The 15,098-nt window shown below is 54.6% G+C and carries 17 protein-coding genes; 4 read left to right on the top strand and 13 right to left on the bottom strand.

The window, feature by feature from the left end:
• The first annotated feature begins 230 nt into the window (after positions 1–230).
• Positions 231–962 carry a DUF1284 domain-containing protein gene (locus CIG75_RS21555; RefSeq protein WP_322348592.1) on the top strand — a complete coding sequence of 244 codons (732 nt, stop codon included), beginning with the start codon at positions 231–233 and terminating at the stop codon, positions 960–962.
• Positions 963–1,005: 43 nt separating this feature from the next.
• Here CIG75_RS21555 and CIG75_RS17905 read toward each other — a convergent pair whose 3' ends face one another.
• The 5 genes from CIG75_RS17905 to alaS all read right to left on the bottom strand — a co-directional run bounded on the left by CIG75_RS17905 (position 1,006) and on the right by alaS (position 6,507).
• Positions 1,006–1,851: a 1,4-dihydroxy-6-naphtoate synthase gene (locus CIG75_RS17905; RefSeq protein WP_094237887.1), complete on the bottom strand. Its 846-nt coding sequence runs from the start codon at positions 1,849–1,851 to the stop codon at positions 1,006–1,008.
• Positions 1,852–2,508 (bottom strand): futalosine hydrolase, encoded by a 657-nt coding sequence (locus CIG75_RS17910; RefSeq protein WP_094237888.1) that lies wholly within the window; start codon positions 2,506–2,508, stop codon positions 1,852–1,854.
• Positions 2,509–2,647: 139 nt separating this feature from the next.
• Positions 2,648–3,013: a VOC family protein gene (locus CIG75_RS17915; RefSeq protein ID WP_094237889.1), complete on the bottom strand. Its 366-nt coding sequence runs from the start codon at positions 3,011–3,013 to the stop codon at positions 2,648–2,650.
• A gap of 106 nt (positions 3,014–3,119) precedes the next feature.
• Positions 3,120–3,572, bottom strand: coding sequence for a GNAT family N-acetyltransferase (locus CIG75_RS17920; RefSeq protein WP_157729632.1), 453 nt, complete (start codon positions 3,570–3,572; stop codon positions 3,120–3,122).
• A 310-nt stretch (positions 3,573–3,882) separates the two neighbouring features.
• Entirely contained in the window at positions 3,883–6,507 is a 2,625-nt protein-coding gene (alaS, locus tag CIG75_RS17925; protein WP_094237891.1) for an alanine--tRNA ligase, read from the bottom strand.
• A gap of 740 nt (positions 6,508–7,247) precedes the next feature.
• Between alaS and CIG75_RS17930 the strand changes: the two genes are divergently transcribed.
• Complete coding sequence (locus tag CIG75_RS17930) at positions 7,248–7,520, top strand: hypothetical protein (RefSeq protein WP_094237892.1); 273 nt, start codon at positions 7,248–7,250, stop codon at positions 7,518–7,520.
• Positions 7,521–7,624: 104 nt separating this feature from the next.
• Here the strand turns inward: CIG75_RS17930 and CIG75_RS17935 are convergent, their stop codons facing one another.
• The 6 genes from CIG75_RS17935 to CIG75_RS17960 form a co-directional block, all read right to left on the bottom strand.
• On the bottom strand, positions 7,625–7,975 hold the full coding sequence (locus CIG75_RS17935; protein WP_087456648.1) for a type II toxin-antitoxin system PemK/MazF family toxin: 351 nt from the start codon (positions 7,973–7,975) through the stop codon (positions 7,625–7,627).
• Positions 7,976–7,978: 3 nt separating this feature from the next.
• Positions 7,979–8,230 (bottom strand): CopG family ribbon-helix-helix protein, encoded by a 252-nt coding sequence (locus CIG75_RS17940; RefSeq protein WP_087459185.1) that lies wholly within the window; start codon positions 8,228–8,230, stop codon positions 7,979–7,981.
• A 151-nt stretch (positions 8,231–8,381) separates the two neighbouring features.
• Complete coding sequence (gene alr / locus CIG75_RS17945; RefSeq protein ID WP_094237894.1) at positions 8,382–9,542, bottom strand: alanine racemase; 1,161 nt, start codon at positions 9,540–9,542, stop codon at positions 8,382–8,384.
• Between the two features lie 119 nt (positions 9,543–9,661).
• The gene (locus CIG75_RS17950) at positions 9,662–10,672 is read right to left on the bottom strand and encodes an outer membrane lipoprotein-sorting protein (RefSeq protein WP_094237895.1); all 1,011 of its coding nucleotides are present in this window, start codon (positions 10,670–10,672) and stop codon (positions 9,662–9,664) included.
• A 139-nt stretch (positions 10,673–10,811) separates the two neighbouring features.
• Positions 10,812–11,195, bottom strand: coding sequence for a holo-ACP synthase (gene acpS / locus CIG75_RS17955; protein WP_094237896.1), 384 nt, complete (start codon positions 11,193–11,195; stop codon positions 10,812–10,814).
• Positions 11,192–11,593, bottom strand: coding sequence for a hotdog fold thioesterase (locus CIG75_RS17960; RefSeq protein WP_094237897.1), 402 nt, complete (start codon positions 11,591–11,593; stop codon positions 11,192–11,194). Before CIG75_RS17960 ends, acpS begins: the two co-directional genes overlap by 4 nt.
• 419 nt (positions 11,594–12,012) lie before the next feature.
• Between CIG75_RS17960 and CIG75_RS21710 the strand changes: the two genes are divergently transcribed.
• Positions 12,013–12,210, top strand: coding sequence for a hypothetical protein (locus CIG75_RS21710; RefSeq protein ID WP_094237898.1), 198 nt, complete (start codon positions 12,013–12,015; stop codon positions 12,208–12,210).
• Complete coding sequence (locus tag CIG75_RS17970) at positions 12,210–13,040, top strand: arylamine N-acetyltransferase (protein WP_094237899.1); 831 nt, start codon at positions 12,210–12,212, stop codon at positions 13,038–13,040. Before CIG75_RS21710 ends, CIG75_RS17970 begins: the two co-directional genes overlap by 1 nt.
• 115 nt (positions 13,041–13,155) lie before the next feature.
• On the opposite strand, the gene CIG75_RS17975 is transcribed toward CIG75_RS17970, so the two are convergent.
• Positions 13,156–14,106: an ABC transporter permease gene (locus tag CIG75_RS17975; RefSeq protein WP_094237900.1), complete on the bottom strand. Its 951-nt coding sequence runs from the start codon at positions 14,104–14,106 to the stop codon at positions 13,156–13,158.
• Positions 14,099–15,025 carry an ABC transporter ATP-binding protein gene (locus CIG75_RS17980; protein WP_094237901.1) on the bottom strand — a complete coding sequence of 309 codons (927 nt, stop codon included), beginning with the start codon at positions 15,023–15,025 and terminating at the stop codon, positions 14,099–14,101. Before CIG75_RS17980 ends, CIG75_RS17975 begins: the two co-directional genes overlap by 8 nt.
• Positions 15,026–15,098 lie beyond the last annotated feature (73 nt).

Genomic DNA, 15,098 nt, shown 5'->3' on the forward strand with positions numbered 1-15,098 from the left:
AATTGTAGCAAAACAGGTCAGCTCCCGCGCCGACCTGAAGACCGTCCTCGCCTCCGTCTTGAGACGGAAATCAGACACAAAACGAGTCACGAGGCGCCACCTGTCTCACCACATGGGCCGGCTTTGCAAACGGCCGATCCCTCGCTCAACCCTCGCCTGTACCTCTCCTCAGATCGAGACTGCTATGCTATAGTAGGGAGACTTTATTCTCAAGAAAAGGAAGCGATGACATGGCGATCTCCTTGCGTGGACATCATCTGCTCTGTTTGCTCGGCTATCGAGGGATGGGCTATTCGGATGCTTATGTGGACAACATGACCGTCGTCTACAGCACGTTGCTTAGCGACCCGCAAACAACTTGTAAAATCGTGAGCGGACCGGATCAGCTCTGCGCCTGTTTTCCAGCGGACGGCGAGTATCATTGTGAGGATCGAAATGTGGCGGAGCGCGACGCCTTGATCTTGCAACGGCTGGGTCTCACCCCCGGTCAGCTCGTGACATGGGAGGACATTCTCGCCCGGGTGGCCCGCTCCTTACAGCCGGACGACCTGCTGGAGATCTGCTCCACCTGCCCGTGGCTCGAGTACGGCGTCTGTCAGGAAGGTGTGCAAAAAGTGGTGTCTGGCCAAACGCTGCCTGTCGTCCGCCCCAAAGTGTACGGAGTGGACGTCGATGCCGAGACGCGGTGCAAACACTATCACAGTCCCGTGGACATCATCGCTTTGAAGTTCGGGTGCTGCGAGCGCTACTATCCATGCTATGAGTGCCATCTTGAAGTGGCCGACCATCAACCAGAGCCTTGGCCGAAATCGCGTTTTGACGAACCGGCTGTGCTTTGCGGTGCTTGTGGTCACGAACTGACCGTTCATGAATACAAGAACTGTGAGTCCCGTTGCCCTACCTGCGGTGCTGCCTTCAATCCAGGCTGTCAGTTGCACCACTCCCTCTATTTTGAATCCTAAAAAAGGCCATCCTGCGTGCAGGACGGCCTTTTTCTTTCTCACATCACTCAGGCATTTTGAGCAACGCCAAATCAAATTCGGGTACCAAACCCTCTTTTGCAGCGCGAGTCAGCAGTGCGGTGACCGCTTCATACCCTTTCTCGCCCAGATCCGCAGTGAACTCGTTGACGTACAGCCCGATGTGCTGGTCGGCGACATCGGGGGACATCTCCTGCGCATGGCACATTACATACTCGCGTGAAACCTCCGGGTGCGCCCAAGCGTACTCGACCGAGGCGCGAATCCATTGCGCGATCGCTTCGAGGTCGAGCGAGCGCTTCGCGATGATCGCCCCGAGCGGGATCGGCAGACCCGTGTCCGCTTCCCACCAACTGCCCATGTCGGCTAACATGGTCAGGCCGAACGTCTGATAGGTAAACCGCGCCTCGTGGATCACCAGCCCGGCATCGATTTTGCCATCGCGCACGGCAGGCATGATCTCATGAAACGGCATGACGACAATCTCACCGACGCCGCCCGGCACATTTTGCACGGCCCACAGCCGGAACAGCAAGTAAGCGGTCGAGCGCTCGCTGGGAACGGCCACCTTTTTACCAGACAACGCGGCCGGATTGTTCGCCGCCGCAACGTTATTGGTCAGCACCAGCGGCCCACAGCCGCGGCCAAGCGCACCTCCACACGGCAACAGGGCGTATTCTTGCAACACCCACGGCAGGGCCGCGTAGGAAATTTTGAGCACCTCAGGACCGCCCGGATTGGCAGCCAAACTGTTGGTGATGTCGATGTCTGCATACTTCACATCCAACTCCGGCGCACCGGGAATCAGCCCGTGTGCCCAGGCGTGGAAAACGAACGTGTCGTTCGGACACGGAGAATAAGCGATTTTCATTTACAGCACCTCCACCAAAACTGCGCTGGCCGCTTGCAGAGCGGCAAACGCCTCTTTCATTCGCCAAGCCGACTTGTCACGCGGACCGACAGCGTTCGAGATCGCGCGGATCTCCAGCACCGGAAGGCCCCGATCATGAGCGGCAAATGCCACCCCAAAGCCTTCCATCGCCTCAGCAACAGCACCGGGCACGCGATCGGCAAGTTCTGAGGCGGTGGCTGCAGTGCCCGTCACCGTGGACAAGGTGAGCACTGGGCCTGTCGTCACCGTCAGCCCTGCCGTCCGCATCGCCTCTGTCACCTTCTGCACCAATACGGCATCGACCGGCACGCGGGAGGAACCGAAGCCCAACTTCTCCACACTGCAATAGCCCTCCGCCGTCTCCGCACCCAGATCGGCCGCCAAGATGTCGCTTGCCACCACCAGCGAGCCAACCTCGGCCCGCCCGGGAAAACCGCCGCCGATTCCGGCGCTGATGACCAGTCGATACTCTGCAGCAGCCAACGCCTGCGCCGTGCGGACTGCTGCCGCCACAGGACCGACTCCGGCCACTCGCACGTCGAAGCGTGCCGTGTCGCCAAGCCCGCGCACGATCGCCTCGCGCTCCGCTTCGACGGCCACCATGATCAGCACTCGCTTTGCTTGATACTCCTTCATCTACCCGATTCCCCTTCATGAAAAACAAACTTTACACGATTCGATATCCTCTACATTGTAGCGAACAAGCACGCAGCAGGTCAAAAAAGAGTCCTTCCGCAGCAGCTGCCAGCGCGGAAGGACTCCTCCGTTCAATCCGTTAAAACATGCAGGCTTCCAAGCGGTTGCCATCGAGGTCGTGGAAGATAAAGTAGCTCACGCCCCCGCCCGTCTGGATCGGTTCAACCTCTACACCTCGCTCTGTGAGCACCGCGTGCACGCGTTCGATCTCTTTTGTGAACAAGATCGGGTAACTCCCCGCCGCGCCTTTGCTCGGACGGGTTTCCCCTGCGCGAAGCTGATAGAGCGAGATCGGCGTTTCTGACAGATTTAACACCAGATATCCTTCCGCTTCGTCATAGTACCCTGCTGTCAAACCAAGCTTCTGCTCATACCACGCGCGCGCCGCTTGCAAGTCTTGGACGCGCAGAATCACCGTATCGACACGCTCAAACAACTTTTCCATCCTGACACCTCATTTTCAAAAGATACAAATAGCATACAAAAAACGGAAATTTCTGTCTATCGTTCCGGCACCAAAAGATAACACGCTGACCGTCTGGCCGACGCGTCTAGCGATCGAGGATTTGCAAAATGTCAGTCTGGTTGACAGCACGATGATCGTTCAGTACAGCTCTCTGTGCAAAGCCCAATCGGGCAAAAAACGGCGCGGTCGCTTCCGGCGAAAAGAGGAACACCCTGCGCAACGCGGAATCGAGATCGGCATAGTACGCTTCCATATCCTGTAGCACCGCGTGAAACAGTTCGGTCCCATGCCCTTGCTGGCGACGCGTCGCGATGATGCGGATGCCCGTCAGTTGCGCAAGGCCCGCGCGGACTCCTTCCCGCCGACCCCAGCTGGCGAATCCGACGACGAAGCCCTTGTCCTCCAGCAACAGAGCTCGCTCCACCTGCAAGTGTTGCCAGGCGTAGCGCTCCGCTTCTCCCAAGTGCGGGCTGAGATGTTGCAGATATTCACGGACCAGATAGGGCTGGTCTTGCTCTTGTGCAACTCGAATCTGCATTAAGGATTCCTCCTGTTGAAACAACATCTATTCTCCAAATAGAGAACAGCTTACCGAGTATAGCTTATTTTACAGTCGTGTAAAAGAATGAGAACACGTACCGAGTATAACTTATTACACAGCGGTACAATCAATAAAAATAGAATCTCGCTGAAATGGAGCTGACGAGTTTGCCCCCGCGAATGATTTTCACCTCATCTCCGCGTCCAGACTTGATGACTCCTTTGCACAGCCCCGATCCGTGCACATAAAAAACCCCGCCGTGACAGGCGGGGTCTTCAGGTTGCATCTTGATGCATGTTTACAGCTTTTACAGCATGCCAGCGAGGATCGACGACGCTTGGTTGAGCGCCTCTTGCAGTTTGGAGACATCTTTGCCCCCCGCTTGCGCCAGTTCCGGGCGCCCGCCACCGCCGCCGCCCGTGATGGCAGCGACCTCTTTGACGATTTTGCCAGCTTGGATGCCACGGCCATTTAGGTCTTTGGTCACGGCGACGACAAAAGATACTTTGTCTTCACCTTGCGCTGCACCCAGCACGATCACGCCCGACTCGATGCGGTTTTTCATGTCATCTGCAATGTTGCGCAGACCATCCATGTCCACACCGTCCAGCTTCGCGGCGAGGAAAGGCACACCGGACACTTCGGTCATCTGGCCGAGCAGATTGCCTACTTCTCCAGCTGCCAGTTTGCCTTTCAGACCTTCGATCTCCTTGCTGAGATCTTTGATGTTCGCTTGCAGATGATCGATGCGGTTCGGCAGGTCGTTGACATTGGCGCGCAGTTTCCCTGCTGCCTCTTGAAGCAGACGCTCTTGGCCGACCACAAATTCATACGCACCTTTTCCGGTCACCGCTTCGACGCGACGGATGCCTGCGCCAATCGAGGCCTCGGAGACGAGTTTGAACAGGCCGATCTCACCTGTCGAACGAACATGACAGCCGCCACACAGCTCGACCGAATAGTCGCCCGCTTTGACGACGCGGACCACATCGCCATATTTTTCACCGAACAGCGCCATCGCGCCAAGCTTCTTCGCGTCGTCGATCGCCATTTCGTTGATCTCAACCACTGCGTTCGCCCAGATCTGCTCATTGACTTTGCGTTCGACAAGCGCCATCTCATCTGCAGTCATGCCCGACAGATGGGAGAAGTCAAAGCGCAGGCGATCCGGTCCGACCAGCGAGCCCGCCTGTGCCACATGTTCGCCGAGCACTTCACGCAGCGCTTTGTGCAACAAGTGTGTCGCGGTGTGGTTGCGGGTGATGCTCACACGGCGCTCGTGGTCGATCGACGCTTCGACAGTAGCAAGTGCTGCCACCGTGCCGGAGAGGACTTTCGCTTTGTGCAGGTTGTAGCCGTTCGGAGCTTTTTGCACGTCGGTCACTTGGACGATCGCCGATTCACCGACGGTGATCAGACCGATGTCTGCCACCTGACCGCCCGACTCGGCGTAGAACGGAGTGCGGTCGAGGAACAGTTCGATCTCATCTCCCTCATGTGCTTCGGTGACGATTTCACCATCTTTGATCATCGCCAGCACGGTCGCCGGAGCTGCTGTCTCGCTGTAGCCAACGAAGTCGGAGTTGATTTTGATCTCCTCGTACAGGCTGGTTTGCACCGCCATGGAAGCAACATCTTTGCGTGCCGCCCGTGCGCGTTGGCGCTGCTCGTTCAAAGCTTCTTCAAATCCTGCGCGGTCGATCGAGATGCCTTGCTCCGCACAGATGTCTTCCGTCAGGTCGATCGGGAAACCGTACGTATCATAGAGGCGGAACGCTTGATCGCCCGGAAGAACGTTGTTCCCTTCAGCTTTAACCCGCTCCAACACTTCTGCGAGCAGCGATTCACCGTCTGCCAGCGTGACGTGGAAGCGCTCTTCCTCCGCCTTGACGACGCGCTCGATAAACTCTTGTTTTTGCACAAGTTCCGAGTAATGTCCGCCCATGATGTCAACAACTACGCTGACCAGCGTGTACATGAACGGCTTTTCGATCCCGAGCACTTTGCCGCAGCGAACCGCACGGCGCAGCAGGCGACGGATCACATAGCCGCGACCTTCGTTGGACGGAAGCGCCCCGTCCCCGATCGAAAAGGCGACGGTGCGGACATGGTCCGCGATGACTTTGAACGCTACATCCCACTCCGCCTTCTCATGGTAAGGCTTCCCGGCGAGGCGAGCCGTCTCTTGAATGATCGGCTGGAACAGGTCGGTGTCGAAGTTGGTTTCCACGCCTTGCAAGATCAGGCAGAGCCGCTCCAGACCGGAACCGGTATCGATGTTCTTCTTCGGCAGTTCGTTGTACGAGCCGTCCGCATTGTGATTGAACTGTGTGAACACCAGGTTCCAAAATTCAAGGTAGCGGTTGCCGTCATGATTATCCGGATGGAACACATCATCTCGACCCATCTCCGGCTTCAGGTCGTAGAACAGCTCCGAGCACGGGCCGCACGGACCTTCGCCGATGTCCCAGAAGTTGTCTTCTTCGGTGCGAGCGATGCGCTCCGCTGGCAGACCGATGTCGTTCGTCCAGTAGCCGAACGCCTCCTCGTCTTCCGTGTGGATCGTCACGTAGATGCGCTCTTTGTCGAATCCGAGTTCTTCTGTCGCAAACTCCCACGCCCAGTGGATCGCTTCCTTCTTGAAATAGTCGCCGATCGAAAAGTTGCCCAGCATTTCAAACATGGTCTGGTGGCGGGCCGTTTTGCCTACGTTTTCAATGTCATTGGTGCGGATGCACTTTTGCGAGTTGGTCAGGCGCGGGTTGCGCGGAATCTCGCTGCCGTCAAAATATTTTTTTAGCGGCGCCATCCCCGCGTTGATCCAGAGCAAAGATGGATCGTTGTACGGTACAAGCGAGGCGCTCGGTACGATCTCATGCCCTTTCGATTCGAAAAATTTGAGCCAGCGATTGCGAATCTCTGTTGACTTCATTTTCAATTCCCTCCTCGATAGATAAGAACAGCTACATAGCAACAAAAAAAGCCCTTCATCCCCAAAAAACAGGGACGAAAGGCGTTGTGCACACTCTCGCGGTACCACCCTGATTACCGAGCGCCTGGTCCAAGCCAGACAGTTCCGGTCACCTCAGATGTGCGGTAACGGGCACTAGCCGGCAGGTTTTGCCTGCACTCAGAAAGCAGCGTTCGGGCCTTCCATTCTGAAGAATCCTTTCAGCCTTGGGATTCTCTCTCTGGCAGCGGAAATCGGCCGTACTATTCTTTCTTCATCGCGTTAAGCTTTTTCTAAGCTTCGGCTTCTATTATAGAAGCAGGAACTGATTTCGTAAAGAGCCCTGATTCAATCCTCTTTGCGCTAGTCTGACCCATCGCAAAGAGCGATATTCGTTGCCTGAGCTTCACAACCTTCCATAACCTCCCGGGACTTTTTCAATTTTTGCGACTTTTGCAACTTTCGAAGCCTATCTAACGTCCTATATAATGAAGCGGACAAGGAGAGCTCTAAAGCGTTTCTAAAAAACTATATCTTTATAATGATTGCAGTATTCAGATACTTTTAAAGTAATCGCCGTTCTCCTTTAGCGAACAACCTTGTCAGTCCTACTAAACTATGCTATATTCTTGTTGATGACTCTATTATTTTTGCCACTTCAATCTATTGAAGTAGTAAAAAAGTCTCTTGTCCCCCCCGAGGGCAACTAGGAGGAGTTCTACATGAACAGAAAACTCGCAATCCTCAGTTTCGCAATCGCTGCCGTTACAGCACTCAGCTTCAGCTTTCAAGATGTCATTATCCGCGGTGATGTCCCCGACCTACAAGCGAAGGTTATCATCCGTGGAGACGTGCCAGACTTCGAGCAATTTGCTGTGATCATTCGCGGTGATACATTCTACCTCCAGAACAATGCGGTTGACATCCTTCTGGAAGATGAATCGGCCAGAAGAAGCAACCACGTGATCATCCGCGGCGGCACCCAGCATTCCTAAGTAAAAAAACAAAAACCACCTGACTCCGGTCAGGTAGTTTTTTTCTTGCAAAAAAGAGCCGATCTGTGTGCAAGTACACTTGCATTCAGAATCAGCTCTTTTTATTAGAACTCGATGAGCCCCAAGGATATCATCAGTGACTCGTTCACCCTGGCCATCAGCTCATCGTCGAGATGAGTGATCTTATCGGTCAAACGTTGTTTATCGATTGTGCGGACTTGCTCCAACAGAATGACGGAGTCACGATCCAAACCGTAAGTTTTTGCGTCTATTTCCACATGGGTTGGCAGCTTCGCCTTTTGAATCTGCGCGGTAATCGCCGCGACAATCACCGTTGGACTAAATCGATTGCCGATGTCGTTCTGGATGATGAGGACCGGTCGAAACCCGCCCTGCTCAGAACCAACGACGGGCGATAAATCAGCAAAATAGATGTCGCCGCGCTTTACATTCACCGACTACACCCCGCTAACTAAACGGTCTAGAGTTGTCTCCGCCTCTTCCTCCGCCAAAAACGCTTCTGATGCGATGTTTAGGTTAATCTTCGCCATTTCCAGATAGCCTTTTTGCAGCGACTCCCGAATATAGCGCTTCTTTCTCTCTTGCAGGTACAGGTTCATAGCCTCACGGATGAACTCGCTACGGTTCAGGTTTTCCTTTTCCACAATACCGTCCACTTCCTGCAACAGATGATTCGGTACACTAACCATAATGCGTTTGGTTTTGGACAAAACGCGGCACCTCCAAGCAACAATGCAAGATCCTTTACACTAGACATCCAACGAGTATTATACCCATCATAGCCTAAGTATGTCAAAGCCCCTCGCCTTTCATACCAGTTTCGACCAGAAACGCAACTTGCTACATCGTTTGAACCTCTACAGTCTTACCTAAATGTTGAAATTTGCGCGGCACTCGGCGCCCGAGCACACACAGCACTTCATAGGTGATCGTGCCAATTTTGTCGGCCACTTCATCGAGCGGAATTTCCGAATTTCCCTGCCGTCCGTAGAGCACGACCTCATCACCCGTCTCGACCGCTTCGACCTCCGTCACGTCGAGCATGAGCTGATCCATACAGACACGGCCAACCACCGGAACGCGCATGCCACGGATCAACGCTTCCCCTTTGTTGGACAGCAGGCGCGAATAACCGTCCGCGTAGCCGACGGGGATGGTGGCAATCTTCGATGGCGCTTTGGTTTCGAAGGTCGCCCCATAAGAAATCTTGGTTCCTGCCGGCACCTCTTTGAGGTGCACGACATGTGAGACAAAGCGCAGGGCTGGTTGGAGTTCCACATCTTTAGGCACTTCTTGTGACGGGTAATAGCCGTACATCGAGATGCCCAGTCGAACCATGTTGCCAGGGCAATTCGTATATTGGATGATGCCCGCACTATTCGATATATGCTGAAGCGGGATCTTCAGACCTGCAAGTTGCAAGCGTTCCAGCACAGCGGCAAAGCGGCTGATCTGCTCTTCCGCATAGGAGGAGTCCAGCTCGTCCGCAGTTGCAAAATGAGTGAAGATGCCTTCGAGGTTGATTCCCGGCATGTCGGCTGCCCGTTTGGCAAAGCCCACCACCTCGTCAAGGCCGGTAAAACCAAGCCGCCCCATCCCCGTATCGACTTTGAGGTGGATCTTTGCCTTGGTGTTCTGCTCGCGCGCCGCCCGATCCAAGGCGAGGAGCAGATCGGTGTTGAACACTGTCTGCGTCAGATCGTAGGTGACGATGTCTTTCGCAAAGTTGGTCGGGGTGTACCCTAAGATCAAAATCGGGGCTGTAATCCCCGCCTCGCGTAGCTCGATCGCTTCGTCTGCCGCTGCTACGCCAAGGTATTCCGCTCCGTTTTGCAGGGCGATCTCCGCCACTTGGCTCGCTCCGTGACCATAGGCATTCGCTTTGACCACCGCCATCACTCCGGTGCCCGGAGGCAGAATTTGTTTCGACACGCGGACATTGTGTCCGATGGCATCGAGGTTGATCTCCGCCCAAGTTTGGCGTACATACTTCCCATCCACTTTGATTCACCGTCCCTTTGGTTGCTGGTTGTAAGAATTCGACAGTTGGGTGCCGGTTCCTGCTGAATAGGGGGAGTGCCACTTCGTTCGGCACTCCCTGATAAATTCGGACGAAATGACTATTTTCCTACCGTACCGATCATCGATTGGGCCACTTTGACCATCTCTTCGACCGGAAGTTTGCCCGTCAATGAGAATTCGACATTGTTGTGGAACCAGTGCATCGAGCGAGTCTCACCGCCATCTACCTGCGCGAGCACAGCCGGAGTGCCCCAGAGATCGACGAGTTCACCACTGCGCATCGCCGAGTCTTTGGCAGCCGGGCGCTGTTCAATGATCGTGAACGGGTTGTCACCGGAAAAGCGCAACATGACGCTCGACTTGCTCTCTTGCGGCTGAAGTTTGGTAACACCTTCCGGCAAGTAGCGCGGCTCGATGATACCAAAATCTTTCGCCCCTGCCATCACCGGCTGGGCGTCAGTCGGGGCCAGAGCCATCGCCGCTTCGGAAGTGAAGTTTTCTTTCTTGTAATCGACGCCGGTCGAGAAGGAGTCGAAATCGACGGAGACGACCGACTTGGCATCTTTGTCGAGTAGTGCGACTTGCAACGGGTGGAGATTCGTTTCGTTCAGCACGATGCGCTGTTTGGCGATGAGCGGGTTTTCCGGCTCCATCTTCAAGGTGAAAGACAGTTTGCCTTCTGCGGCATCATAGGCAAGATCTTTGCTCTTCAGGATGCGATCTACCGCTGCGTGGTACAAGTAGACATGGCCTTGGTTTTCAGCCCAATCCCCTTTAAAGCGGAATGATTTTTTCAACTGCGGGGACACGACAAAGATCCCGTCGTCGTTTTTGACGATCACCTGCGTGATGTCCTTCGGATCATTGCCCAGCGCAATTCGATAGTAGTTTGGTGCTAAGTACCACGTTTCGATGTAATACTTTTGCTGGCTGTTATGGGCTGTGACGGTCATCGTTGCCTTCGAGGTGTAGCTTTTTAGTTCTTGCTTGAAGTTGGTCAGGTCTTTCATCACCGTTTCTTGATTCTTACTCCCGCAGCCGACCATCGCGAGACTGAGTACCAGTACAGTGATGAGAACGAGGTAAACTGATCGCTGGTTGAATCGCACGTTCTCTCTCCCCCTTACCTTTTTCGACAGGCGGTGTGATGTCCTGTCGCAATTCCCCGGGAAATATCACGAGAGGGAGCGAAAGTCCCTCTGCACTGGTACATGTCTATTCTCGTCCCACGCCGTTTATGTACAAGATTTAGGCGGGACGTTTTTCGAGAATCACTTGGGCGATCGCATATTGGTCGCTGTGCGAGATGGACAGATGAGTCGCTGTGATGCCTTGTTGCTCGGCGATTTCAGCGGCCAATCCATGCAGGGTGAGGATGGGGGCACCCGCCTCGTTGCTCACGATGATCAAGTCATGCAGGCCCACTTTGCCTAATCCGGTCCCGAGCGCCTTCGCTGCCGCTTCTTTGGCGGCAAAACGGCCCGCTAAGTATTGGATGCGGCGCTTGTCCGAAGTGAAGGTGCGGCGTTCTGCGGGCGCGAGGATCCGTTGCCATATTTTCTCACCGAGACGACCTAGGAGCCGCTCGATGCGGGCGATTTCGGTGATGTCAACACCTGTGCCGATGATCATGACGATTGGGGGACGATGGCAACTGTGCATCTCGAAACGCAGATCAATTTGTCCGCTTCGTCCGTGATTTTGATGTCCCAGACCATCGTGGTCCGACCTTTATGCAGCGGTGTTGCCGTTGCTGTGACGATGCCATCGCGCTTAGAGCGGATGTGGTTAGCGTTGATTTCTAGTCCGAAGCAAGCTTGGGTGGCTTGGTCGATCAGGTTCCAAGTGCCGACGCTGGCGACCGTCTCGGCAAGCGCGACCGATGCGCCGCCGTACAGGTAGCCGAAGGGCTGATGAGTTGGCGGATGGACGGGCATGGTAGCGACCACACGATCGGGCGTGAGTTCGGTCAGTTCGATGCCGAGCGCTCCAGCGAGCGTATTTTGAGTTTGGATCTTGTCGATTGTCATTAGGAAGTCCTCCTTTGAACAGGGATTGCTGTAATCTTTACTATACTGAAGTGGAATCAAAAAAGCACCCATCGGAGTTGGAGTCCCTGCTAGAAGGTGGATACCGTTCCTTGCTTTGCGTGATGTCCCAAGTCCCAAGTCTGGAACATCAAAAGTCGCGCGGACACCGATCCCCTTGCTGACAGATGAGACCTTGCCTGCTGATGCATGCTGGTTGCTTGTCGTTCTTTACTCGTGCGTTTTATTGTAGAAATGGCGAGTTGACCTCGCAATGATCGGATCTACTGCTTTTGCAGGTGGAGTTCGGCCTCCAGTTGTTGCAATTTGTCATCTTGACTCACGGGGCCTCCCCCTATACTGTTGACTTATCACAGATGGAACTATTTGTGAGATCGTTCGTACGTTAAGGAGTGAGACGCATGGAATTGATCATACTCGTGGCGTTTGTTGCGATTGCCGCGGTGATTGGCATCAGGAGCAAGCGGAATCCAAAGCAGCCTGTTCGGGACAGCAGCGGATATGTCACCTCGAGCAGCCACGATGACCACCGACACGATTCTAGCTGTGACCACGGTGATAGCGGAGGCGGCAGTGACGGTGGAGGTGGTGGCGATTGATGGACTGGGTGGCCTCCTATTTACAGCGCTTGCACCTTCCTGCCGAAGCGCCAAGCTATGACGCGCTGGCCCGGCTGTGTGCAGCACACCTGACCACCAATGCGTTTGAGAACATCTCGAAACTCTATTACTTTTCAAGATATGAGCAGACAGGCTGGTTCATCCCGCCGATTGATGTATTTGTGGAAAATATGCACCGGCTCGATGTCGGTGGCACCTGCTTCACGCACAACTCATCGTTTCAGCAACTGCTGACCGCACTTGGTTATGACGCGTGGCTGGTCGGCTTCAGTGAGAACCACATGGGCATCCTCGTCCAGCTTCCAACCGGGCTGCACTACGTGGATGTCGGCGTCGGCGCTCCGGTGTTCCGTCCCTTGCCCCTGCCTGCAGGTGGCGAGGCGGTCTCTTGTGGAACGGGCATCCGCATCCTGCCCACGACCGCACCCGATACGGTCATGCGCTTCCAACACCTGTTGCACGATCAGGTCACCTTAGAGTGGGAGATGTACCCGTCAAAGAAGCTTGACTTCGCAGATTTTGCCGAAAAGATCGAACAGCAGAACACGCCGGGCCGCACGTTTTTTATGAACACGTTGCGCTGCCAACTCTGGCAGCCTGATCGCGGTCGCTCGATTTCGCTGGTCAACAACACGCTCACCACACGCTTGACGGACGGCACCGCCCACAAGCAGCAGTTGCACTCGGTTCGCGAGATCAAACAGGTGCTCCAAGACGAGTTCGGTCTGCCCCGACTTCCCGTCGAGGAAGCGGTGGCCGTGCTGAACAACCTTGGCATCGACATTTTTGCCCCGCAAGATCGCGAGTAAGACCGTTTTTTCCAAACGGTCTCAGCTTGCATACAAATGCCCTCCTGGCTTATGCGCTGGGAGGGCATTTGTATGCAAGCAAAAACCGACGGGCAGAACGCCCGTCGGTTTTTGGTTAAGCTGCGACATCTCGTTTGGTAAACATCAGCCATGCGACTGCGTGCATGATGATGAAGTACACGGCAAGCATGGTCAGCGAGAAAGCGAGCGTCATGCCTTTGATCATCGGCGAGCCCATGAAGTACATGGAGAGGTCGATGTTGGCGAACAGGATGTATTTGACCCATTCATAGCGCGACAACACCTGTACGACGGTGGTGCCAGCAAACATCACAAAGATCGATAAGGAAATCGCCAGCGACGAAGAACGGAACGATGCGGAGATCATGAAAGCGATCGTGACGATCATCAGCAAGGTTACCGCTTCAAAGCCAAAGGACATCAGCACGCGGCTGGCCATGTTCATCTGGTGCACGACACCGTCCTGATCGACGTAGATAAACGGTTGGTCCACTCCGCTGAAGCCGAAGACCAGACCGCCGAGCAAGAAGGAGGTGATCAGCAAGATCACGAGCAGCATCAAGCCGTACACCAAGGTGGACAAGTATTTGGAATACAAGATCTTCGTTCGACTCACCGGGCGGATTAAGAGCAGCTTGATCGTGCCCCAGCCAAATTCGGTCGCCACGATGTCTCCGGCGACGATGACGGTGAACAGGGTGACGAGAAATACAAGTGACGATGCGGCGTCTGCAAAGCGCCAAGCGGTATATTCATACGGGGCGATATTATGCTCGATCGCATATTCATTCATCAGAATGTTCGCTTCCATCTGCTTCTTGGCCATTTCTGGTATCGTGTCGCTCTGTTCGCTGATCGCTTGGCGCATGTTGTTGTTCTGTTCGGTCATCTCTTGCTTCCAATCCTGACCTTCCACCGGCTTGGCTATGAAACGGTCGGTGATCACCAATTGCAAGACAACCGCTAAGATCAGCACCCCGACCATCACCCAAGTGCGCGGACGGAAGTAGATCTTCATATTTTCGTTGCGGATGAGGTTAAACAATTTGGTTACCCCCAGTCATTTCGAGGAATCGATCTTCGAGCGATTTGGTCAGAGTGCGGATGCCAAAGACGCTCAGTCCAGCCTGCACGAGCTGACGGTTGACATCGGCGATCTGCTCGCGGGTGATCGTCAGTTCCAGCCCGTCCGCATCCTGCGTGATGCCTGCGCCGCTGAACACCACTTCTAACACCTTGGCCCCTTCTTCCGGACGATCGAGCTCGAAGCGAACCACCATCTGCTCGGCCTCGCCAACCATTTCCCGCACCGGTTTAACATCGATCAGTTTACCGTTTTGGATGACGGCGATGCGGTCGCACATCAGTTCCATCTCGGTGAGCAGATGCGAGGAGACGATGACCGACAGCCCTTCTTGTTTGGCCAACATCCGCAGATGATCGCGCAGTTCGCGAATCCCCGCCGGGTCGAGTCCGTTGGTCGGCTCGTCAAGGATCAGCACCGACGGCTTGTGAAGCAGAGCTTGGGCGAGACCGAGACGCTGGCGCATGCCAAGCGAGTACGTTTTGACTTTGTCGTTGATGCGGTTTTCCAAACCGACCAGCTTGATCACTTCATCGATCCGCTGCATCGTCACACCTTTGTTCATCCGTGCAAAATGAACGAGGTTGTTGTATCCCGAGATGAATTTGTACATCTCCGGATTCTCAACGATCGCCCCGACCTCGGTCATCGCCGCTTCAAAGTCTTTTTCCACATCCTTGCCATTGATCATCACTTGGCCCTCGGTGATCTTCATCAGGCCTACGATCATGCGGATCGTCGTGGTCTTACCGGCGCCGTTCGGGCCGAGAAAACCGAATACCTCACCGCGCGGGATGTCAAATGTCAACCCTTCGACGAGGGTCTTGTTACCAATCTTTTTGGTCAGATTGCGAATCTGTACAACTGGTGTTTGTCCCATGTCTACCCTCCGGTTCTTAAAACTAGCATCTCATCTCCTATTTTATAACAGAAAAAGACCCTTCCATACAAAT

The sequence above is a fragment of the Tumebacillus algifaecis genome (assembly GCF_002243515.1).
Taxonomy (GTDB): Bacteria; Bacillota; Bacilli; order Tumebacillales; family Tumebacillaceae; genus Tumebacillus_A; species Tumebacillus_A algifaecis.